We start from the raw sequence: 19,793 nt of genomic DNA, 5'->3' as shown, positions 1-19,793 counted from the left end.
TAAGCGATTCTGAATAGGGTTCAGTCAACCTGACTGGCCACCGAGGGGATCTGGCAGGTGCAGTGGAGGGTGCCCAGCAGCACCGTGTGCACCCGCCACGGTTGCTACCTCGTCGAGCAGTGCCCCGGTTGCGGGCGGCGCTTCCTCGACCACCCGCACAGGCCGCTACGGTCCGCTCCCGGCACGCACTGCCTCAATCCGCTGCCCGGGGGAGGTCACTGCGATGTCGATGTCAGCGCACTGCCCACCGAACCGGCACCGGCGCCGGCGTCGCCCGCCAGCGACGCCACGACCGAGCCTTGAACGGCGATGCTCCACTGGTGCTCCGGACCTCCAGCACGCCAGCGGCGTACCTGCTCGATGTGTGGGCCTTGACCGTCTTGATGCTCTACCTGGTCACCATGCCGGCCGCCGCTGGGCTAGCAGCCTGGAGAAATGACGTGCTCTCCGAGACTGCCCGACGCCGGCTGGCATCGGCCGCGGACCAGCAATATCCGGACGAGCACTGGTGCCTATCTGACCGTGGCGACGCCAGATGCATCCGTAGCGCTGCCCGAAGCAGCGAAGCTGGCGGCCAGGTTTCTCGGTGCCTTCGAGGACACACGGCCCGACGACATGACCGACGTCTTCTACATCCACGCCTACAACGAGCTTGCGCTCGTCCTGCGGGATCTGCTGAACGCGATCGGAGCCGCCGAACAGATAGGTGGCTACTGACCTACTACCCCGTCTTGGGCCACGGCCAGTCCCCTCTTCCCTCCCGCAGTCGTCAGGGAGTTCTCGTCGCGCGCATCCATGTCATCTCGGTCTCGCTCAGTTGGGGTCTTCCGACGACGATCCATGCTGGTTCGTAGAGTTCGGTTAGTCCGCGCCAGTGCGGGTCGGCGGGGTCGCGGAGCTCCCATCCGAGCTCGGTGAGTTGGAGGTCTCCCTTGCGACGGTTGCAGCCCCAGCAAGCTGTGACGAGGTTGTCCTCGGCTATGGGGTCGCCACCACCTGCGATGGGTTGGATGTGATCGAGTGTCGCGGATCGGGAGACGAAGGCGGGGTGTGTCTGGTCGGACTTCCAGTTCGGGTGCATGGGGAACTCGTCCGGGAAGATTCTCGACAGCAGGCGCATGACCGGCGTGAGGATCGTCTTTTCCCCGCAGTAGCGGCATTGGTAGTGGTCGCGAGCATAGATCCTCGCGATGGTCGATGTGGCGGGCCATTGTTCAGTGCGCCGGGGTGTGGGCACGAAAGGGATCTCTCGCAGCGCGGTGCGTGCGCCTTCGAGGTTGTGACCAGCCAGTTGGCGTAGCGCCGTCTCCAGTGCCTCGGGGTAAGGGTCGTCGAGCTGTCGTGGACGTGGCGAGCGTCGTTCGCTACCGGATGCTGGCTCCATCAGATAGCTCGCCAGGCAACGGCATCGAGTAGTCGTAGGTCCGTCAGTTGTGCCATCATCTGGACGTTGGTGTGCTCGTCAGCGGCGAGCCGGGCGCGCATCTCGACGAGTACCTGGGCGTTGCCGTCGTCGATGAGGTCCTCGCGGATGGCTGCCCAGTTCAGGCGCCGAGCGCCAAGGTACTCGTGGTGGTGTGCTGCCCGGACTGCGCCGGCTGCGTAGGCGGCCGCCAGGCGACTATCGAGGATAGGGATCAAAGCTGGGCGCTTGAGGTGCAGGACCTTGTGGATCTTGGCGGTCGCCACGCCCTTGGGAGCCGCTGCGCGGAAGTGCTCGTAGAGGGCGATGGCCGCTGCGTACAGCCCATCGGGTTCGGCCGGGTCTGCATCCCCCAGGTTGGCGTCGGCGGGCACTTCGCTCCATGGTGCACTGCGGCCACGCTCGACGAACCAGGCGCTCTCTGCGGCCGAGATTCGGCTCGCGATGGTCCGGGTTCGTGTCACCTCGTCGGCAGTCAGCACGTCGGCGTCGCTGGAACCGCCCAGGTCGTACTTCGTGAGAGTGCCGCCGTATCGACGCGCGTACTCAGACAGCTGTGTGAACGGGTCGGCGATCGTCTTGCCAGCGACTGTCATCAGTGACGGCATCCGACCAGAGTGCCAGACCGGTCCGACAATGGTGCGACGACGCGATAGTCGTACGCATCCCTCGTGGTGCCTGCGCTGCGGCTGGACGTCGTCGTACCCCGCCGCAGCGGGGTTACCCCATCGCGTCGAGACGTCAGTGCGGGGTCGCACCGCCGATCAGGTCGTCGATTTGCTTCTGTGTGGGTGCTGTCGGCTGGTCCCAGACGGCGGCGAAGGCTCCGGCCAGCAGGGGCCAGACGCTCGCCATGCCGTCCTGGAGGGTGTGGAGGTCGGTGGAGTGGGCCGGGATGACGACGACGTCGTGGGGGATGACTCGTCCTGCTTGATCGCGCCGGCCGTCGGGGTCGGGGAACCTCAGGGCGACACGACCGTCGATCTGTCGGCACGTCGATTCCGCGTCGCCAGTTCCGGCGAAGGCCCGTTCGTAGGCGTCTAGGGGGTCCGCGTACCCGCCGTCGAGGAGGAAGCGGAATCCCCATGAGCGCCCGCGCGTGGCCCAGATGAGGTTCACCGGTTGCTCTTGACGAAGATGCCGTCGTCCTCGCCCTGCTGGAGATCGAGGCGGAATTGCGAGAGGACTGCGGTCAGGGTCTCGTGCTTGGCCCGCGCGGCGGCATTCACTTCCTCGATCTTCACCTTATTGAGATTCGCGGCCTGGACGAGCACGGGCAGGATGAGTGCCAGCAGTGGGCCCACCTTGGGAAGCCTGCCGATGGCTCCCTGGACAGCCTTGGCGTTGACCAGCACCAGGGCGATCGCCTCGGCGTTGTCCGCGAAGACATCGAGTAGTCGTCGCGGGATGTCGAAGCGTTGCGACCATTGGGCCAATCGCTGAAGGGGCAGGATCGAGGCCACCGGGAGGATGAGGTCCAGACCGACACGCGTCGTAACCTCGATCCTCTCGATTTCGAACTTGGCGGACGAGAGCAAGAGGAAGTCCTCTCCGAGCGAGAGGGCCTCGGGGAACTGCACCATGTCGGTGACGACGTCGCGCAGTGCCGCGATGTCGTCGGCAGCCTTCTGGATGAGTAGATCCTGGAAGCCGTGGGCGTCCACCTCGGGGTGCAGGTCGGCCTTCGACAGGGCGATGACCCACACCCGCGGGAACTCGTTCAGCTTCTCGCCCCCATCGAGGAGGTCGTCCCTGAGTCGGAGCAGGCCGTCGCGCAGATCCCCGAAGACGGACTTGAGGTACTTCTCCTCGTCGCCGGCGTAGTTGAGTAGCTTCTGCCCGTCGACCAGGACCATGGCGACGTCCGAGCGCAGCAGGGAACGGAAGGTGTCGATGCGGCGGGTGGCTTCTGCCTCGCTGCTGGGCTCCTGCTCGAACCACTCGCCTGGGTAGTCGTGCCAGATGAGGCGCAGCGCGTCGAAGGGCCGGGTCTTGGCGGCTTTGGCATCGCCCGGGTCCTTCAGTTTGATGGTGAAGGAATAGGGCACGGCGGCGAACCGATTCGTCGGAGGCGTCTTCGCGTCGTTCTTCATACCCAGGTAGATCTGACGCAGGCGGTGGCCCTGGCCTGTGTCGTCCGCGATGACGTGGAACAAGCTCTCCTTGATGAATGACGGCTCCTGGGCCGCCCCATAGAACGAGGAGACGAGGACCGTCTTGCCGCTGCCACTCCCGCCGAACACAGCGATGTGCTGGTCCCGAACTCGAAGACTCGCTGCCATGACCGCGACGGTACAGGCAGCGAGCCGAGTCGCAGCGGTCGTTCGACGAATGCCCGGGTGAACTTGTCGGCGGTGTGCGTGCGCGACCTGTGGATTTCCTTAGACTCGGAGCGATGACCAGCCACGATGAGCGAATGCCCGCAGAGGCGCGGGCGCGCATGAAGATCGATGCCCAGTGGACGGCTGCGGGCTGGTCAGTGCAGGACGGCAAGGACCTCAAGCTCTTCGTGGCCGACGGCGTCGCGGTGCGAGAGCAGGTGATGGCACCCGACCACGGCAGGGTGGACTACCTGCTCTACGTGGACCGACGAGTCGTCGGGGTGATCGAAGCGAAGCCGGAGGGCACAACCCTGTCGGGTGTGGAGTGGCAGTCCGCGATGTACGCCACCGGTCTGCCAGCGGCGCACCGCAAGCGTTCCCGAGAGGTGGACGGCCGGCTGCCCTTCGTGTTCGAGGCCTCCGGCTCAGAGACCCACTTCACCAACGGGTTCGACCCGGAGCCGCGTGCGCGGGCGATCTTCGCCTTCCCCAAGCCGGAGACCTTGGCCCGCATCCTGCGTGACGCCGACGCCGACCCAGATGCACCGACGTGGCGGACGAAGGTGCGCTCGCTTCCAGAACTTGACGTGGAGCTGCTGCGGCCGGCGCAGATCAAGGCAATCGAAGGTACTGAGCGTGCCCTGTCAGAGCAGCGGTTCGACCGTGACCGGAAGCGACTTGAGGGTGAGGCAGATGAGAGCCTGCCGCCCATCGGGGCAGAAGTTCAGGAAGGGCAAGGCGGCCACGTCGGTCCTGTACTGCGCCCTCTGCACGGCGCAGGCCGAGGTGCCCTCCGTCGACGGACTCGATCCCCGCGGAGCGGTGCTGCGCGCGCGATGATGGCGCCGTGGAATTCTCGCAGCCGTCGGTGGTCCGGGTCGTGCCGGACGGCGAGCACCCGCTGCCCGCGGGCGTGTGGCCGCGCACCGTCCCCGCCGTCGAGCAGCTGCTGCGCGACGGGCTGGAGCTCGCGCCGGGAGTGACGTTCCTGGTGGGGGAGAACGGCAGCGGCAAGTCCACGCTCGTGGAGGCGGTGGCGGTGGCCTACGGGTTGTCTCCCGAGGGCGGGACGGCGCACGGGCGGCACTCGACCCGCGAGACCGAGTCGCCGTTGCACCGCGCCGTCCGGCTGCAGCGGGGCATCGGGTCGGGGCGGTGGGGCTTCTTCCTGCGCGCGGAGACGATGCACGGCTGGTACACGTTCCTCGAGGAGCACCCGGGGCCGAGGGACCCCGTGTTCCACGAGATGAGCCACGGCGAGTCGTTCCTCGCGGTCCTCGAGTCCCGCTTCGACGGGCCGGGCCTGTACTGCCTCGACGAGCCGGAGGCGGCGCTGAGCTTCTCCTCCACGCTCAGCCTCATGAGCGTGCTCGAGGACCTCGCGGGACGCGGCGGACAGATCCTCTGCGCCACGCACTCGCCCGTGCTGGCGGCGCTGCCCGGCGCGACGATCCTGGAGGTCGGGCCGTGGGGCCTGCGCCCGACGACGTGGGACGACCTCGAGCTGGTGCAGCACTGGCGCGCGTTCCTCGACGCACCGGACCGCTACCTGCGTCATCTGCTCGGGTGAGCGTGTCGCCGGCGCGCTGAACCGGAGCGGGTGTGCGTCAGCGCGGCTGCCAGGCGCCGTCCTCGCGGACGGCGCTCGCGATCCGTCGGCTGATCTCCCGCAGCTGCCGGGTCTGCGGCGTCGTCAGTCGGTCCAGCACGAGCTGGTGGACGAGACGCACGTGGCCGGGGGTCGCGTCCCGGACCTTCGCCCGGCCGGGCTCGGTGAGCTCGGCCAGGGTGTAACGCCCGTCCGAGGGATCGGGCGTGCGCCGCATCCAGCCCTGCCTCTCCAACCGCACGGCCGCCCGCGACAGGCGGGAGAGCGTGCTGTTCGCGTAGCCGGCCAGGACGCTCATCCGGAGGCTGCCGTCGGGCGCCTGGGCCAGGGCGTACAGCACCCCGTACTCGAAGTGGGACAGCTGTGACTCGCGCTGGAGCTGGGCGTCCAGCGCGGGCGGCAGCCACTCCAGCACGGTCGCCAGGGCGGCCCAGGTCTCGAGCTCCTCGCCCGTCAGCTCCTCGGGTGCGCCGCGCGTCTCAGGGTCCTGCATGACCGCCAGCGTACGGGTGCCGGGCCGGCCAGTCGATGACTTGCTCAGGAAAGTCATCTCTGCCTAGTCTTCGCTTGCCTGAGCAAGTGGATCAGGCGGGCGACGACGGGAAGGCAGCAGATGGACCTGGGGCTGACGGGCAAGAGAGCATTCGTGAGCGGGTCGACGCAGGGCATCGGCTTCGCCGTGGCCGAGGCGCTGCTCACCGAAGGGGCGTCGGTGGTCGTCAACGGGCGGACCGAGGGCGGCGTCGCGGCGGCGGTGCGACGGCTGGAGGAGACGGTGCCCGGCGCCGCGGTGTCCGGGATCGCGGCGGACTTCGCGGAGCCCGACCAGGTCCGGCGGCTGGTCGACACGCTGGGCGAGGTGGACGTCCTGGTGAACAACGTGGGCGTCTTCGACGTCCAGGCGTTCGAGGAGGTCCCCGACGACGTGTGGCAGCGGTACTTCGACATCAACGTCATGAGCGGCGTCCGTCTGTCCCGGCACGCGCTGCCCGGCATGCTGGACCGTGGCTGGGGCCGCGTCGTCTTCGTGAGCAGCGAGTCCGGCGTGGACGTGCCCGCCGACATGATCCACTACGGGACGACGAAGGCCGGGATGCTGGCCCTGGCCAACGGCCTGGCCAAGCTCACCCGAGGGACGGGCGTCACGGTCAACACGGTCCTCGGCGGTCCGACGTACTCCGACGGCGTCGCCCGGGCCGTCGAGGACCTGTCTCGGGCCCAGGGCGTCCCCGCGGACCAGCTGAGGAGCGCGATCGAGGCGGCGAACCAGACGTCGCTCCTGCAGCGGTTCATCGAGCCGGCCGAGATCGCGCACCTCGTCGCCTACCTGGCCGGCTCCGTCTCCTCGGCCACCAACGGCGCCGCCCTGCGTGCCGACGGTGGAGTGCTCACGACGACGCTCTGACTCCCGCGGTGCCCCGGACGCCACCGGGCAAGGTCCTGAGACCCGGTCCCCGGCGGCGTCCGTGCTGGTGGGGCGACCGTCAGACGCGCGGAGCGTCCGACAGCGGCACGGCCGTGGGTCGCTCGCAGGTGCTGGCGACTGAGACGGACGTCCCCTTCTCGGCGGCGGTGAGCAGCGACGTCATGACGTCGAGCACGTGGTACGCGAGGTCGCCGTTCGCCCGGGCGGTGGCGCCGGGCGGGGTGGCGGCCAGGTCGGCGAGCCCGTAGCCGCGGCCGGCGTCGCGGTACCCGGCGCTCACGGGGAGCTCCTCCCACCCGCCGCCGAGTCGGTGCAGCTCGACGGTGCCGTCGAAGCCGTTGGGGTCCGGCACGACGAGCGAGCCCTGGTCCCCGTGCACCTCGATGCACGACGCGTGCGTCGCGACGGCGTCGAAGCTCATGACGAGCGTCGACAGGGCGCCCGACTCGTGCCGCAGCACGCCCGTGACGTGGGTGTCGACGTCGACCGGCACCTGCTCGCCCGCGCGGGGCCCGGAGCCGATGGTGCGGGTGGCGCGCGAGCGGCTGGCGCTGCCGACCACGGACTCCACCGGGCCGAGCAGCGTGACCAGCGCGGTCACGTAGTACGGGCCCATGTCCAGCAGCGGTCCGCCGCCGGGCTGGTAGTAGAAGTCCGGGTTCGGGTGCCAGCGCTCGTGGCCGGGGGTCACCATCGTCGCCGTCGCGGCGACGGGCGTGCCGACCAGGCCGTCGTCGACCGCCTTCCGCGCCGTCTGGACCCCCGTGCCCAGCACGGTGTCCGGAGCGCAGCCGACGCGCACGCCCGCGGCGCGGCCGGCCTCGACGATGGCGCGCGCGTCGTCGGTCGTGGCGGCGAGCGGCTTCTCGCCGTACACGTCCTTGCCCGCCGCGATCGCCTTGAGGGCGACGTCGGCGTGCGCGGCGGGGATCGTCAGGTTGAGCACGGCGTCGACCTCGGGGTCGGTGACGAGCTCGTCGACCGTGAGGGCGCGGACGCCCTGCTCGGCGGCGACGGCGGCCGCGCGCTCGGCGTCGAGGTCCGCGACGGCGACGAGCCGCACCGCCTCGAGCCGCTCGAACGCGCTCAGGTACTGGCCGGAGATCGCCCCGACGCCGACGATGCCGATCCTCAGCGGCTGGCCCACAGGATGCCCCTCTCGATGATGGTGCGGACGTTCGGGTCGTTCACGACGTCCAGGTTGTGCCCGGGCGTCGAGACGAAGACGCGGCCGTCGCCCCACTGCCGGGTCCACACGGCCGGGCAGGTCACGGGCCGGTGCCACGGGTGGTAGTCGGGCGCGGTGATCGTGGTGGTCGCCAGGACGTCGTTGTACTCGTCGGTGAGCACCCAGTACTGCTCGGTGGTGAGCTCGAAGTCGGAAATCCCTGCGACGATCGGGTGGTCGGCCTTCTCGGGCACGATGTCCACCGTGTAGCGCACGAAGCAGTCGGTGCCGTCGCCCGGCAGCTCCTCGCGCGGCGCCTTGGCCGGGTGGGTGGCGAACTGCCCGCCGACGAGGTGCAGGTAGTCCGAGCTGTTGCGGTACGAGTCGGCGATCCCGCCGTGCCAGCCCGCGAGGCCGGTGCCCGCCCGGACGGCGGCGGTGAGGCCGCGCAGCTCGTCGTCGGCGATGGTGCTCATCGTGACGGTCTGCACGACGACGTCCACGCCGGCCATGTAGTCGGCGTCGGCGTACACGGTGGTCTCGTCCTCGACGTGCACCTCGAAGCCGTGCCCGGTGAGGAACGGGACGAACGAGTCGGTGGTCTCCACCGGCTGGTGCCCGTCCCACCCGCCCCTCACGACCAGCGCCCGTCGCTGTCTGCGGTCTGTCATCTGCAACTCCCATTGTTGCGCAACTGCCTGGTGGATCTCGGATGTGCCCGATAAGTCTTCCATGGGCCAACTTCGGCATTCAAGGGCCGAGGAGTGATCCGTGGCCGCCAAATAGTTGCGCAACTTTGAGGCGCGTCGCTAGGGTCCGGATGTGCCCGCCGACCGTCCCACCACGCTCGCCGACGTCGCCGCCGCCGCCGGGACCACCGTCCCCACGGTCTCCAAGGTGCTGCGCGGCCGCTCCGACGTCTCCGCCGCGACGCGCGCCCGCGTGATGGCCGCGGTCGACGACCTCGGCTACCGGGGCCGGGCGGGCCGCGGCGTCGCCCCGCGGGGGGAGCGGCCGCCGCTGGTGGACCTCGTACTCAGCGGCGTCGACGGCACGTGGGCCAACCGCGCCCTCAGCGGCGTGGAGCAGGCGGCCACCGCGGCCGGCCTCGACATCGTCGTCACGGTGGCCCGGCAGCCCGACGACGCGTGGCTCACGCGCCTGCTCGCGCGGCACTCGCGCGGGGCGGTCGTCGCGCTCGTCGACACCACGCGCGAGCAGCTGGCCACGCTCACCGCGGCACGCGTCCCCGTCGTCCTGCTCGACCCGGTGACCCAGCCGCCGCGGACCGTCGCGAGCGTCGGCGCCACCAACTGGGCCGGGGGCCGGACGGCCGCCGAGCACCTGCTGGGCCTCGGCCACCGCCGGCTCGCGGTCCTGGCGGGCCGGCGCCGGCACCTGTACAGCCAGGCCCGCGTGGACGGCTTCCGCTCCGCGGCCGCGGAGGCGGGGGCCGACCTGCCCGACGACCGCGTCGCGCACGGCGACTGGACGCGGGCCGGAGGCGCCGCGCTCGCCGCCCGGCTGCTCTCCGGCCCGGACCGCCCGAGCGCCGTCTTCGCCTGCTCGGACACGATGGCGCTCGGGGTGTACGACGCCGCGGCCGCTGCCGGGCTCCGGGTGCCGGACGACCTCGCCGTCGTCGGCTTCGACGACCTGCCCGAGGGGGAGTGGGTCCACCCCGGCCTGACGACCGTGCGCCAGCCCATCGCCCAGATGGGCGCCGCCGCGCTGCGGATGCTGCTGCGCCTCGGCGACGACGCCGGCCCGGGGCCGCGCGCCGAGCCCGGCGCGGAGGCGCCTCGCGAGGAGCTCGCCACCACCCTCGTCGTGCGCGGTTCGACGGCGCCCCCGGGCCGGACCGGCTAGCCGACCGGCGAGCCCGACCGGTCAGAACAGGTCGCCGTACCCCATCGCGACGAGGTTGTCGTGGGAGGTGCGCAGGCACTCCAGCGCGGTGCGGCCGTAGAACTCGTCCTGCTCCACGAGCAGGTACTCGGCCCCGACGTCCAGGCCGGTCTCGACGATCGACGGGAAGTCGAGGTTCCCCTCGCCCACCTCGGCGAACTGCACGATCTCTCGCAGCGCGTCCTGCCACGGCCCCTGGTCGCCGGCGTCGAGCGCCTCGTACACGGCGGGGGAGAGGTGCCCGATCCGGTAGTCCTTGAGGTGCACCATCGCGACGCGGCCCGCGTACCGGCGCAGCGTGCGCACGGGGTCCAGGCCGCCGCGCTGCACCCAGTGCACGTCGACCTCGAAGCCGACGAGCGGCGAGCGCTCGGCGACGACGTCGAGCAGGTGGCGCCCGTCGTACCTCGCGAAGTCGACGTGGTGGTTGTGGTAGTAGAGCCGGATGCCGTGCTCGGCCAGCGCGGCCGCGACGTCGTTGCACCGGTCGGCGAACTCCTCGACGCGCGCCGTCGACGCCATCGCCGCGGCGGGGAGCATGCCGATGCGGATCATCCGGGCGCCCAGCGTCCGCGCGTCGGCCACGAACGCGTCGAGGTCCGTGCTCAGCGACGGCGCGCCCGGCGGGGCCGTGAGCCCGCCGGAGATCGACGCGATCTCCACGCCGAGGTCGTCGCGGACCTTGGCGAGCTCGGCGACGTTCTGCGGGCTCATCTCGACCGCGGAGATCTCCGCGGCCCGGTACCCGAGGTCGCGCACCTCCCGGAAGGTCTCGACGATGCCGCGCCGCGCGAACTCGTCGCGCAGCATCATCGTCTGGACGCCGATCCTGGTCACCGGGGCTCCTTCGCCGTGGGGTGGGGGGTGGGGGTGGTGCCGCGGACCGTGGCCGCGATCTCGAACCGGGCGGCGAGCTCCGCGCCGCCCGCGAGCACGAGCGGCCCGAGCGCGTCGTCGTCGGGGTCGTAGGGGCGGCACGCGGGCTCGAGCGCGACGACGTCGACCGCGCCCCACCAGGGGAAGCCGGCGGTCGCGCGGTGCTCCTGCCACACGTGCACGTGGGGGAACAGGTCGGGGTCGAAGCGGAGCACGACGGCGACCCCGGCGGCGTCGTTGCGCAGCTCGACGTCGCCGCGCTCCTTGGCCCGCAGGGACTGGAAGCCGCCCGAGGGCTCGCCGTCGCGCGGGAACGCGGCCTCGACCGGGTCGCCGCCGAGGGTCACGGTCGAGCCGGCGCCCGCGAGGGCGCCGCCGAACGCCGGGTGCTCCGTCCAGGTGAAGGCGACGGGCCGGGGCGCGTGGTTGGCGACGCGCTGCTCCACGGCGACGCCGGCCGCGGTGGCGCGCACCGTGCGCCGCACCGTCAGCGGGACCGTGCGCAGCACGACCTCGAGCGTGCAGGAGCCCGCGTCGTGCGCCAGCACCCGCCACCGCCGCCACGCGGCCTCGCCGTGGAACGGGTGCTGCACGCCGTCGACGGTGCGGGCGTCGCCCGCGTGCGGCACGAGCGTGTGCCAGCCGCCCGCGTACCGGCGGTGCCACTCCTCGTTCGAGCTCGCCGACGGGTACGCACCCGACCAGTCCTCGTCCTCCCAGGGCAGCCGCAGCAGCAGCTCGGTGCCGGTGGGTGCGTGCACGAGGGACGCGACGCGCGCCCCGGCCGGGTCGACCTCGACGGCGTGCTCGCCGCCGGGGGAGCGCAGCCGCAGGCGTCCCCCGGTCGTGGTGGCCGCCGTCACGAGATCGAGTACTGCCGCGTGCGCCGTACGGAGGGGGCGAACGAGGCGTGGAAGATCGTCGAGGCGGCGCCCACGGCGCCGGCCTCGTCCTGGACGAGGGATCGCTCGACGACGACGTGCCGCGCGTGGTGGGCCGTCGGGAGGCTGTTCACGGCGCGGTCGATGGTGTCCACGAGGAACGGCTGCAGCTCGGGCGCGAACGCCGGGCCGCCCACGACGAGCAGCGGCAGGTCGAGCAGGTCGATGAGCGCCACGGCCCCGAGGGCGATGACGTCCGCGATCTGCTGCGCGGCCGCGACGGCGGCGGGGTCGCCCGCGCCGACCTCCGCGCACATCTCGCGGAAGCTGCGCGCCGGGCCGGCGTACCCGAGCTCGCGGGCGATCTCGGGCAGCGCGACGGTCGGGTTGCACTCCCGGACGAGCTGCGGGCCGCCGCCCTCGTCGACGAGCCCGAGCCGGATCGCGCACAGCTGGCCGAACTCGCCGGCGTTCGCGCTGCCGCCCCGGTAGGTCTCGCCGTTGAGGACGAGCCCGGAGCCCATGCCGGTGCCCACGTAGAGGTAGACGAAGTCGCCGGCACGCTCCGTGCGGCCGATCCACCGCTCGCCCACGGCGGCCGCCGCGCCGTCCTTCTCGAGGACGACGGGGCAGCCGAGCCGCTCGGCGAGCATGCTGCGCAGCGGCACGTTGCGCCAGGCGTGGGACAGGGGCAGGTCGAGCAGCTGGCCGTCGATGGTGATCGGGCCGGGCGCGGCGACGCCGACGCCGAGGAACGTCGCGGCGTCGATCCCGGACGCGTCCACGACGTCGTCGACGGCGTCCGCGACGATCTCCACGAGCGCCTCGGGCGCGACCTCGGCGTCCAGCGGCACCGTGCGCCGCTCGAGCACGGCCCCGTCCAGGTCGGTCAGCACGACCGACACCAGCTCGGGGTCGACGAGCACGCCCGCCGCGTGCGCGGCCTCGGCGCGCAGCCGCACGGGCGTGCGCGGCTTGCCGAGCCGCTCGGTCCGCTCGGCCGCGCCCTCGGCGAGCAGGCCGCGCTCCAGCAGCCCGCGCAGGATCCGGGACACGGACTGCTGCGTGAGGCCGGTCTGCTGCGCGATCTCCGTCCGCGAGATGGTGCCCGCGATCCGGATGGTCTCGATGATCGTCGCCTCGTTGAAGGACCCGAGGTCGTACTGGTTGGCGCCCGGCTGGCTCCGGTCGCCCGCCGGCCGGGGGCGGCGCGAGGCGTAGGGCCGCACGTCGCCCTGGCGCTGCCTCGAACGGTCGGTCAGCTCGGTCACGGGGCCTCCAACGCTCCGTCGGGTCGGCGGACGCCCGCGGCCCAGGCATCGTGTCCGGAGAGCTCGGCGGGAAAGCGGGCCGCCGCCTCCTCGTCGACGTCGATCCCCCAGCCCGGCGCGTCGTTCGGGACCAGCCAGCCGTCCTGGATCCGCAGTGTCCCCGGGAAGACCTCGTGGGTCGCCTCATTGTAGAGGTGGCCCTCCTGGATGCCGAAGGCCGCGGAGGTCACGTCAAGGGCCACGTTGGCCGCCGCGCCGATCGGCGACGTGTCGCCCGGGCCGTGCCACGCGGTCCTCACCCCGCACAGCTCGGCGAGGTCCGCGAGCTTCCGCGCCGGCGTCAGGCCGCCGATGTCGGAGACGTGCGAGCGGATGAAGTCCACGCCGCCGTCGCGCACGAGCCGCACGGCGTCGGTGAGGGACGTCGTGAGCTCGCCGACCGCGATCGGCACCGGGCTGGCGGCCCGGACCTCGGGCAGCCGGTCCCAGTGCTCCGGCGGCAGCACGTCCTCGAGGAAGTACGGGCGGTACGGCTCGACGGCGCGCGCGAGCCAGACGGCGTCCTTCGGGGTGAGGCGCGAGTGCACGTCGTGCAGCAGTTCGACCCGGTCGGGGAGGGCCTCGCGCACCGCCTCGAAGAGGCCGGGGACGCGCCGCAGGTAGTCCCGCGCGCTCCAGCCGTTCGGGTACGGGGCGTCGGGGTACTCGGTCGGCACCGCGGGCGCGCCGTACCCGCCGCCGCCCGGCGTGGAGAGCTGGATGCGCACGTGCCGCCACCCGGCCTCCACGAAGCCCTGCGCCTGCTCGACGACCTCCTCGGCGGTGCGGCCCGCCGCGTGGATGTAGGTGTCGGCGGCGGCGCGGACCTTGCCGCCCAGGAGCTCGTGCACCGGCATCCCGGCGCGCTTGCCGGCGATGTCCCACAGGGCCTGGTCGACGCCGGAGATGGCGTTGTTCGTCACCGGCCCGCCGCGCCAGTAGCCGGAGAACGCGGCCAGCCGGGTGAGGTCGCCGATGTCGCCGGGGTAGCGGCCCACGAGCAGCCGCGCCAGGTGCTCGTCGACGAAGGTCTGCACGGCCTTCCAGCGCTGTGTGAACGTGGCGCACCCGAGGCCGTACAGGCCGGGCACGTCGGTGTCGATCCGCACCACGACCAGCGCCGTGCCCTCGGGGGCGGTCGTGATGGCGCGGACGGACGTGATCCGGATGTCCTCCCGGGGCGGCCAGGGGTTGGCGAAGGTGTCGAGCGACAGGTCGTGCGGCATGGCGTGGATCAGTGCTCCTTGCTGGCGGTGGTGCCGGCGGTGGTGCGCGGCAGGTCGAGCGTCGGGAGGTCGATCTCCTGCTCCGCGCGGAAGCCGATGAGCTCGCGCGCGGGGGTGAGGTCGATCGGGACCTCGCGCCCGACGAGCCGGCGGGTGCGGGGGACCTGGGGCGCGTACGCGTCGAGCAGGTCCTCCGTCCGGTACGGCGCGAGGGTGCGGTCGGCGGCGAGGAAGAACGCGTGCGCGCCCGAGGTCGCCGCGGTGAGGGACAGCTCGACCGCCCGCGCGGCGTCGTCGGTGGTGAGGTACGACCAGCCCTCGAGCAGGCCGGGGCGGGGGTCCTCGGTGAGCCGGCGGGCCTGGGCGCGCAGCGCCTCCACGGAGTTCACGTGCGGGAAGCGCAGCGTGACGACGTCGATCCCCCAGTGCCGCCACGCCATCCGGGCGGTGCTCTCGTCCTGGTGCTTGGACAGCGAGTACCAGTCGGCGATGTCGACGGGCAGGTGGGTGTCGTACGGGACGTACGCCGGCCACACCTCGTGCACGTTCTGCGGCAGCCCGCACGCGTTGATGCTCCCCGCGACGACGGCCCGGGAGATGCCGAGCGCCCCCGCCTGGGCGAGCACGTTGAACGTGGAGACCACGTTCGTCGAGTAGACGTCGTAGGGCGGGGCGATGTCCCGGTGCGCGAGGGCGGCGAGGTGCACCACCGCGTCGACGCCGTCGAGCGCGTCCGCGACGTCGTCCTGCGACGTGGTGTCGCCGACCAGGACCCGGTCCGCCTCGAGCGACGGCGCGTCGTCGATGGACAGGGCCGTCACCCATGCCCCGGCGGCCCGCAGCCGCCGGGTGACGACGCTCCCGATCCGTCCGGACGCCCCCGTGACGAGGACCTTGCTGCCTGCGACCGTGCTCATCCCTTGATCCCTCCAGCCGTGCCGACCCCGCGCAGGAACTGCTTCTGGAAGATCACGAACAGCACGACGGGGATGATGATCGTGAGGAAGACGGCCGCCATCTGCACCGACAGGGGCGCCGTCCCGGCCGCCAGCTTCGGCAGCATCACCGACACCGGCTGCAGGTCGGGGTCGGACAGCACCAGCATCGGCCACAGGAACTCCTTCCACGCGCCCACGACCGACAGCAGCGCGACGACGCCGATGATCGGCCGCGACAGCGGCAGGACGACCATGGACAGGATCCGCAGCGGGCCGGCGCCGTCGATCGTGGCGGCCTCGAGGTACTCCCGGGGGATCGAGTCGAAGAACCGCTTGAGCACGATGACGTTGAAGGCGCTCGCGGCCGACGGGAGCCACACGGCCCAGAACGTGTCCTGCAGCCGGATGTGCAGCAGCGGCATGTCGAGCACCGTGAGGTACAGCGGCACGAGCGAGATGACGCCGGGCAGGAACAGCGTGGCCAGGATGGCGCCGGTGAGCCAGGGCCCCCACTTCGGGCGCAGCACGCTGAGCAGGAACGCGGCGGCGATGCTGACGACCAGCGTCGCGACGGTCGAGCCCACGGCGAGCAGCACGGTGTTGCCGAGGGACTGCCCGATCTGGGCGCCCTTCCAGGCCAGGGCGAGGTTGCCCCACTCGTTCGGCGTGAACCAGATCCCCATGGGGTCGGACACGATGTCCTGGCTGCTGGAGACGGACGCCTTGGCCGACCAGAGCAGCGGGCCGAGGCAGGCGATGATCAGTCCGACGAGCAGCACGCCCTGGACGAGGGTGAGCCAGAACCGCACGCTGCGGCGCTTGCGGTCGCCGGACGAGATGAGCCCGCGGGTCTTGGGCTCCTCCGGGGCCCGCCGTCGACGGCGGCGGGGGCGGGGCGGCACGGCGGCCACGGGGGCGGGGTCGGACACGGCGGTCGCGGTGCGCGAGGTGTCGACGACGCTCATGACTGGCTCCACCTCTTGGTCGCGTAGTAGTAGACGACGGAGAGCAGGCCGAGGAAGGCGGCCAGGAGCACGCTCAGGGCCGTCGCGGCGCCGAAGTCCCCGTTGACGAAGGCGTAGTTGTAGATCTTCAGCAGGATGGTCTGGGTGGCGTTGTTGGGCCCGCCGCCCGTGAACAGGAACGGCTCGGTGAAGATCTGGAAGGTGCCGATGAGCTGCAGCAGCAGCATCACGAGGATGACGCCGCGCAGCTGCGGGATCGTGATGTGCCAGACGCGGCGCCAGATCCCGGCGCCGTCGATCTCCGCCGCCTCGTACAGCTCGGTCTGCACCGTGGCCAGCGCGGCGATGTAGATGATCGCCGTCGAGCCGGCGCCCGCCCAGGTGGCGTAGAGGACGATCGACGGCATCGCCATCGCCTCGGAGTTCAGCCACGGGAACGGGCCCAGGCCGATCCACCCGAGCATGGTGTTGAACATGCCGGCGGACGACGGGTCGAAGAAGAACTTCCACAGCAGGATCGCGGCCACGGGCGGCACGATGGCGGGCAGGTACGCCAGCGCGTTGTACAGGCCGTCGTGCTTGCGCAGCTCGTTGATCATCACGGCGAGGAAGATCGGGATCGGGAAGCCGATCACCATCGCGAGCAGCGCGAAGTACGCCGTGTTGAGGGCGGCCTGCGCCAGCCCGGGGTCGGACAGGACGTACTCGAAGTTGCTCAGCCCCACCCACTCGGCGGGGGCGATGAGGTTGGTCTTCTGCAGGCTCAGCACCAGGCCCTGGACGACGGGGCCCCAGCTGAAGTAGGCGAAGACGAGGACGACGGGGACCGCGAACAGCACGGCGTGCAGCCCGCCGCCCCGGTACCAGCCGGCGATCCCGGGTCGTGGCCGCACGCGCGGCACGGCGGCCGGCGCCGCGAGGGTCTTGGACAAGGCGATGCCTCCCTTCGGGGTGACCGGCCGGGCGCGTCGAGCGCCCGGCCGGTCGACGCTCGGCTAGCGCGCGGCCTGCGCGATGATGCCGTCGACGGTCTTGTTCGCCTCGTCGACCGTGGCGGCGATGTCGGCGTTCTTGTCGGTGAGCACCTTCTGCACGACCGGGTCGAGGGCGGCGTACGCCTGCTGGGTGCCGGTGGGCGGCTCGGGGATCAGCTCGAGCCCGGAGTCGGTGTAGCCGGTGAAGTTCTCCAGCGGCACGTTGACGTACGGCTTGATCCAGCCGAGGTACCGGTCGTAGACCTCCTGCGAGACGGGCGGCAGGCCGGGCAGGCCGACGGGCTTGTCCTCGGCGGCGTTGGTCTTGGCCTCGTCGACGGCGACGTCCTCGTCGTAGTACTTGTCGAACTCGTAGTACTTCACCCACTTGGCCGCGGCGAGCAGCTCGTTCGGGGTGGCCTTGGCGTTGAACAGCTTGAGGGACCCGCCGGTCAGCGTCCCGTGGTCGCCGCCGGTCTGCGGCAGCGCCGTGATGCCGAAGGCCTCGGGGTCGAAGCCGTACGTCTTCACGACCGTGTCGTACGCGTCCGGCGCCTGGAGCACCATGCCGATCTTCCCCGCCGCGAACGCCTGGCGGACGGACTCCTGGTCGTAGAGGAACTCCTTGCCCATCGAGTCGTCCACCCAGCGCATGTCGTGCAGCGCCTGGAGCGAGTCGGCGGTGGCGTCGCCCATGGTCGCCTTCGTGCCGCCGGCGTCCTGGACCTCCCCGCCCTTGCTGTAGGTCATCGTCGTGAGCATCCAGCCGCCCGTGTTGTTGGTCGTCATCTGGGCGTAGCCGGCGACCCCGGGCACCTTCTCGGCGATGGTCCTGGCGTACTCGCGCACCTCGTCCCAGTCGGCCGGCGGCTTGTCGGGGTCGAGGCCCGCCTGCTCGAAGACGTCGCGGTTGTAGGCCAGGCCCACGGAGAACAGGCCGGTGGGGATCGTGTAGATGTGCCCCTCGTCGTCCTTGACCTTGTCGAGGGCGAGCGGGTTGAGGTCGTCGATCATGTCGAGCTCTTCGAGGTACGGCGTCATGTCGGGCAGCTGCCCGTCCTGGATGAGCTCGTGGCTGTAGGTGAGCGAGACGCCCATGACGGTGGGCAGGGTGCCGCCGGCGAGCTTGGCCTGGAACGTCTGGGCGTCCCACACCTCGGTGGAGGGCTCGATGGTGATGTTCGGGTTCTCGGCCTCGAACTCGTCGATCCGCTCCTGGAAGGCGGCCTGCTCCTCGGGCTTGTCCGCCGTGGGCTGGTCGCCCACGGAGATCGTGACGTCGGCCTCGGGGTCGAGCGCGGCGTCCTGGCCCCCGGCGGTCCCGCCGCCGTTGGAGCACGCCGTCAGCGCGACGAGGGCTCCGGTCGTTCCGACTGCGACGGCGAGCCGCAGCGACAGTTTCCTCATTGAAACTCCTCGGGTCGGGGCTCGGGTGGTGGGCCCGAGCCGGCGGTCGAGACATTAAAACCATGAGTGTTAATTAGTCAAGACCTCTGTTCACCGGGGCGATCGGATGCCTACCATCGCCGGCATGACAGCAAGCACCGGCGCACCGCTGCGCCTCGCCATCGTCGGCTGCGGCGTCATCGGCCGCCTGCACGCGGAGGTCGCCGCCGCGAACCCCGACCTCGACGTCGTCGCCCTCGTCGACCCGCACGCCGACCGCACCGCCGCGGTGTCCGCGCAGCTGGTGGCGGCCGGCCGGCCGGCCCCCGCCGCGCACGCCGCCCTCGGGGAGGCCCTCGCCGCCGGCGGCCTCGACGTCGTGAGCGTATGCACGCCCAGCGGCGAGCACGCCGACCTCGCGCTGCAGGCGCTCGAGGCCGGGGCGCACGTCGTCGTCGAGAAGCCGCTCGACGTCGCGGTCGAGCCGGCCCGCCGGCTGCGGGACGCCGCGGCCGCGCGGCCCGAGCAGGTCGTCGCCGTGATCTCCCAGCACCGGCACGACGAGTCCGCGCTCGCCGTGCGCCGTGCGCTCGACGCGGGCCGCCTCGGCCGCGTGACCTCCGCCGTCGCGAACGTCGACTGGTACCGCACGCAGGAGTACTACGACTCCGGCGCCTGGCGCGGCACCTGGGCCCTCGACGGCGGCGGCGCGCTCATGAACCAGGGCGTGCACACCCTCGACCTGCTGCTCTGGTACCTGGGCGAGCCGGTCGAGGTCGTGGCCTACACCGCGCGGCTCGGCCACGAGCGCATCGAGGTCGAGGACGTGGCGGTCGCGATCGTCCGGTTCGCCTCCGGCGCGCTCGCCACGCTGCACGCCTCCACCACGGTGTACCCCGACCTGGGGGTGCGTCTCCAGGTGCACGGCACGGACGGGTCCGCCGTCATCGAGGCGGACGAGCTCACCTACTTCCACGCCCGCGACGCCGAGGGCGGCGACTGGTCGGCCAACCAGGTCGCCGCCGCGTCCGGCAGCGCCCGCGGCGCACTGGACCCGCAGGAGTCGCACGTCGCGCAGTACGGCAGCTCGCACGGCGCCCAGTGGGCCGACGTCGTCGCGGCGGTCCGCGAGGGCCGCGCGCCGTGGGTGACGCTCGACGACGGGCTGCGGGCGCTCGCCACCGTCCGCGCGGTCTACCTGTCGGCGACCCTCGGCGAGCCCGTGCGCGTCGCGGACGTCGTCGAGGGCCGGTACGACGGTGTCGCCACGCGGACCGGCGAGCCCGAGCGGGTGGTCGCGGGGGCCTGAGCGCGGGACCCGAGGACCGTGGCCGGCGTCGTCGCCGCAGGCGGATGTCGAGGACCCGTCCGCCGCTCCGTCC

At 71.8% G+C, this 19,793-nt stretch carries 21 protein-coding genes; 6 read left to right on the top strand and 15 right to left on the bottom strand.

Annotated features, from left to right (window positions below; all coding sequences use genetic code 11):
- The first annotated feature begins 435 nt into the window (after window positions 1-435).
- On the top strand, window positions 436-717 hold the full coding sequence (locus tag ACFQ8T_RS01570; protein ID WP_430544816.1) for a hypothetical protein: 282 nt from the start codon (window positions 436-438) through the stop codon (window positions 715-717).
- Window positions 718-769: 52 nt separating this feature from the next.
- Here ACFQ8T_RS01570 and ACFQ8T_RS01565 read toward each other — a convergent pair whose 3' ends face one another.
- The 4 genes from ACFQ8T_RS01565 to ACFQ8T_RS01550 all read right to left on the bottom strand — a co-directional run bounded on the left by ACFQ8T_RS01565 (window position 770) and on the right by ACFQ8T_RS01550 (window position 3,705).
- Window positions 770-1,384 (bottom strand): HNH endonuclease, encoded by a 615-nt coding sequence (locus ACFQ8T_RS01565; RefSeq protein WP_430544815.1) that lies wholly within the window; start codon window positions 1,382-1,384, stop codon window positions 770-772.
- Complete coding sequence (locus ACFQ8T_RS01560; protein ID WP_430544814.1) at window positions 1,384-2,031, bottom strand: DUF6308 family protein; 648 nt, start codon at window positions 2,029-2,031, stop codon at window positions 1,384-1,386. The genes ACFQ8T_RS01565 and ACFQ8T_RS01560 overlap by 1 nt, the downstream gene beginning before the upstream one ends.
- A 133-nt stretch (window positions 2,032-2,164) precedes the next feature.
- Window positions 2,165-2,542 carry a hypothetical protein gene (locus tag ACFQ8T_RS01555; RefSeq protein ID WP_430544813.1) on the bottom strand — a complete coding sequence of 126 codons (378 nt, stop codon included), beginning with the start codon at window positions 2,540-2,542 and terminating at the stop codon, window positions 2,165-2,167.
- Window positions 2,539-3,705, bottom strand: a complete 1,167-nt coding sequence (locus tag ACFQ8T_RS01550; protein WP_430544812.1) for an ATP/GTP-binding protein — start codon at window positions 3,703-3,705, stop codon at window positions 2,539-2,541. Before ACFQ8T_RS01550 ends, ACFQ8T_RS01555 begins: the two co-directional genes overlap by 4 nt.
- A 113-nt stretch (window positions 3,706-3,818) precedes the next feature.
- On the opposite strand from ACFQ8T_RS01550, the gene ACFQ8T_RS01545 reads away from it, so the two are divergent.
- Window positions 3,819-4,727, top strand: a complete 909-nt coding sequence (locus tag ACFQ8T_RS01545; RefSeq protein ID WP_430544811.1) for a hypothetical protein — start codon at window positions 3,819-3,821, stop codon at window positions 4,725-4,727.
- A complete protein-coding gene (locus ACFQ8T_RS01540) occupies window positions 4,613-5,314 on the top strand; it encodes an AAA family ATPase (RefSeq protein WP_430545083.1) in 702 nt (233 codons plus the stop codon). The genes ACFQ8T_RS01545 and ACFQ8T_RS01540 overlap by 115 nt, the downstream gene beginning before the upstream one ends.
- A 37-nt stretch (window positions 5,315-5,351) precedes the next feature.
- Here the strand turns inward: ACFQ8T_RS01540 and ACFQ8T_RS01535 are convergent, their stop codons facing one another.
- Window positions 5,352-5,846 (bottom strand): MarR family winged helix-turn-helix transcriptional regulator, encoded by a 495-nt coding sequence (locus ACFQ8T_RS01535; protein WP_430544810.1) that lies wholly within the window; start codon window positions 5,844-5,846, stop codon window positions 5,352-5,354.
- A gap of 120 nt (window positions 5,847-5,966) precedes the next feature.
- On the opposite strand from ACFQ8T_RS01535, the gene ACFQ8T_RS01530 reads away from it, so the two are divergent.
- On the top strand, window positions 5,967-6,758 hold the full coding sequence (locus ACFQ8T_RS01530) for an SDR family NAD(P)-dependent oxidoreductase (RefSeq protein WP_430544809.1): 792 nt from the start codon (window positions 5,967-5,969) through the stop codon (window positions 6,756-6,758).
- 79 nt (window positions 6,759-6,837) lie between these two features.
- Here the strand turns inward: ACFQ8T_RS01530 and ACFQ8T_RS01525 are convergent, their stop codons facing one another.
- Together ACFQ8T_RS01525 and ACFQ8T_RS01520 are read right to left on the bottom strand one after the other, a co-directional pair.
- Window positions 6,838-7,926: a Gfo/Idh/MocA family protein gene (locus ACFQ8T_RS01525; protein WP_430544808.1), complete on the bottom strand. Its 1,089-nt coding sequence runs from the start codon at window positions 7,924-7,926 to the stop codon at window positions 6,838-6,840.
- Window positions 7,911-8,618 (bottom strand): ThuA domain-containing protein, encoded by a 708-nt coding sequence (locus tag ACFQ8T_RS01520; RefSeq protein ID WP_430544807.1) that lies wholly within the window; start codon window positions 8,616-8,618, stop codon window positions 7,911-7,913. The genes ACFQ8T_RS01525 and ACFQ8T_RS01520 overlap by 16 nt, the downstream gene beginning before the upstream one ends.
- 151 nt (window positions 8,619-8,769) lie before the next feature.
- Here ACFQ8T_RS01520 and ACFQ8T_RS01515 point away from each other — a divergent pair, with 151 nt between their 5' ends.
- Window positions 8,770-9,816, top strand: coding sequence for a LacI family DNA-binding transcriptional regulator (locus tag ACFQ8T_RS01515; RefSeq protein WP_430544806.1), 1,047 nt, complete (start codon window positions 8,770-8,772; stop codon window positions 9,814-9,816).
- A gap of 21 nt (window positions 9,817-9,837) precedes the next feature.
- Here ACFQ8T_RS01515 and ACFQ8T_RS01510 read toward each other — a convergent pair whose 3' ends face one another.
- The 8 genes from ACFQ8T_RS01510 to ACFQ8T_RS01475 all read right to left on the bottom strand — a co-directional run bounded on the left by ACFQ8T_RS01510 (window position 9,838) and on the right by ACFQ8T_RS01475 (window position 18,432).
- Window positions 9,838-10,692 (bottom strand): sugar phosphate isomerase/epimerase family protein, encoded by an 855-nt coding sequence (locus ACFQ8T_RS01510; RefSeq protein ID WP_430544805.1) that lies wholly within the window; start codon window positions 10,690-10,692, stop codon window positions 9,838-9,840.
- Window positions 10,689-11,594: a hypothetical protein gene (locus ACFQ8T_RS01505; protein WP_430544804.1), complete on the bottom strand. Its 906-nt coding sequence runs from the start codon at window positions 11,592-11,594 to the stop codon at window positions 10,689-10,691. The genes ACFQ8T_RS01510 and ACFQ8T_RS01505 overlap by 4 nt, the downstream gene beginning before the upstream one ends.
- The gene (locus ACFQ8T_RS01500; protein WP_430544803.1) at window positions 11,591-12,883 is read right to left on the bottom strand and encodes an ROK family protein; all 1,293 of its coding nucleotides are present in this window, start codon (window positions 12,881-12,883) and stop codon (window positions 11,591-11,593) included. The genes ACFQ8T_RS01505 and ACFQ8T_RS01500 overlap by 4 nt, the downstream gene beginning before the upstream one ends.
- Entirely contained in the window at window positions 12,880-14,148 is a 1,269-nt protein-coding gene (locus tag ACFQ8T_RS01495; protein WP_430544802.1) for an enolase C-terminal domain-like protein, read from the bottom strand. Before ACFQ8T_RS01495 ends, ACFQ8T_RS01500 begins: the two co-directional genes overlap by 4 nt.
- An 8-nt stretch (window positions 14,149-14,156) precedes the next feature.
- A complete protein-coding gene (locus tag ACFQ8T_RS01490) occupies window positions 14,157-15,065 on the bottom strand; it encodes an NAD-dependent epimerase/dehydratase family protein (RefSeq protein ID WP_430544801.1) in 909 nt (302 codons plus the stop codon).
- Entirely contained in the window at window positions 15,062-16,051 is a 990-nt protein-coding gene (locus ACFQ8T_RS01485; RefSeq protein ID WP_430544800.1) for a carbohydrate ABC transporter permease, read from the bottom strand. Before ACFQ8T_RS01485 ends, ACFQ8T_RS01490 begins: the two co-directional genes overlap by 4 nt.
- Window positions 16,048-16,983 carry a carbohydrate ABC transporter permease gene (locus ACFQ8T_RS01480; protein WP_430544799.1) on the bottom strand — a complete coding sequence of 312 codons (936 nt, stop codon included), beginning with the start codon at window positions 16,981-16,983 and terminating at the stop codon, window positions 16,048-16,050. The genes ACFQ8T_RS01485 and ACFQ8T_RS01480 overlap by 4 nt, the downstream gene beginning before the upstream one ends.
- A gap of 63 nt (window positions 16,984-17,046) precedes the next feature.
- Window positions 17,047-18,432, bottom strand: a complete 1,386-nt coding sequence (locus tag ACFQ8T_RS01475; protein ID WP_430544798.1) for an extracellular solute-binding protein — start codon at window positions 18,430-18,432, stop codon at window positions 17,047-17,049.
- Between the two features lie 124 nt (window positions 18,433-18,556).
- Between ACFQ8T_RS01475 and ACFQ8T_RS01470 the strand changes: the two genes are divergently transcribed.
- Window positions 18,557-19,720: a Gfo/Idh/MocA family protein gene (locus ACFQ8T_RS01470; protein WP_430544797.1), complete on the top strand. Its 1,164-nt coding sequence runs from the start codon at window positions 18,557-18,559 to the stop codon at window positions 19,718-19,720.
- The last annotated feature ends 73 nt before the right edge of the window (window positions 19,721-19,793 follow it).

It is taken from the genome of Isoptericola sp. NPDC056618 (assembly GCF_042792715.1).
GTDB lineage: Bacteria > Actinomycetota > Actinomycetes > Actinomycetales > Cellulomonadaceae > Isoptericola > Isoptericola nanjingensis.
Note: the sequence above shows the minus strand (reverse complement) of the source record. Positions and strands in the feature narration are given on the sequence as shown.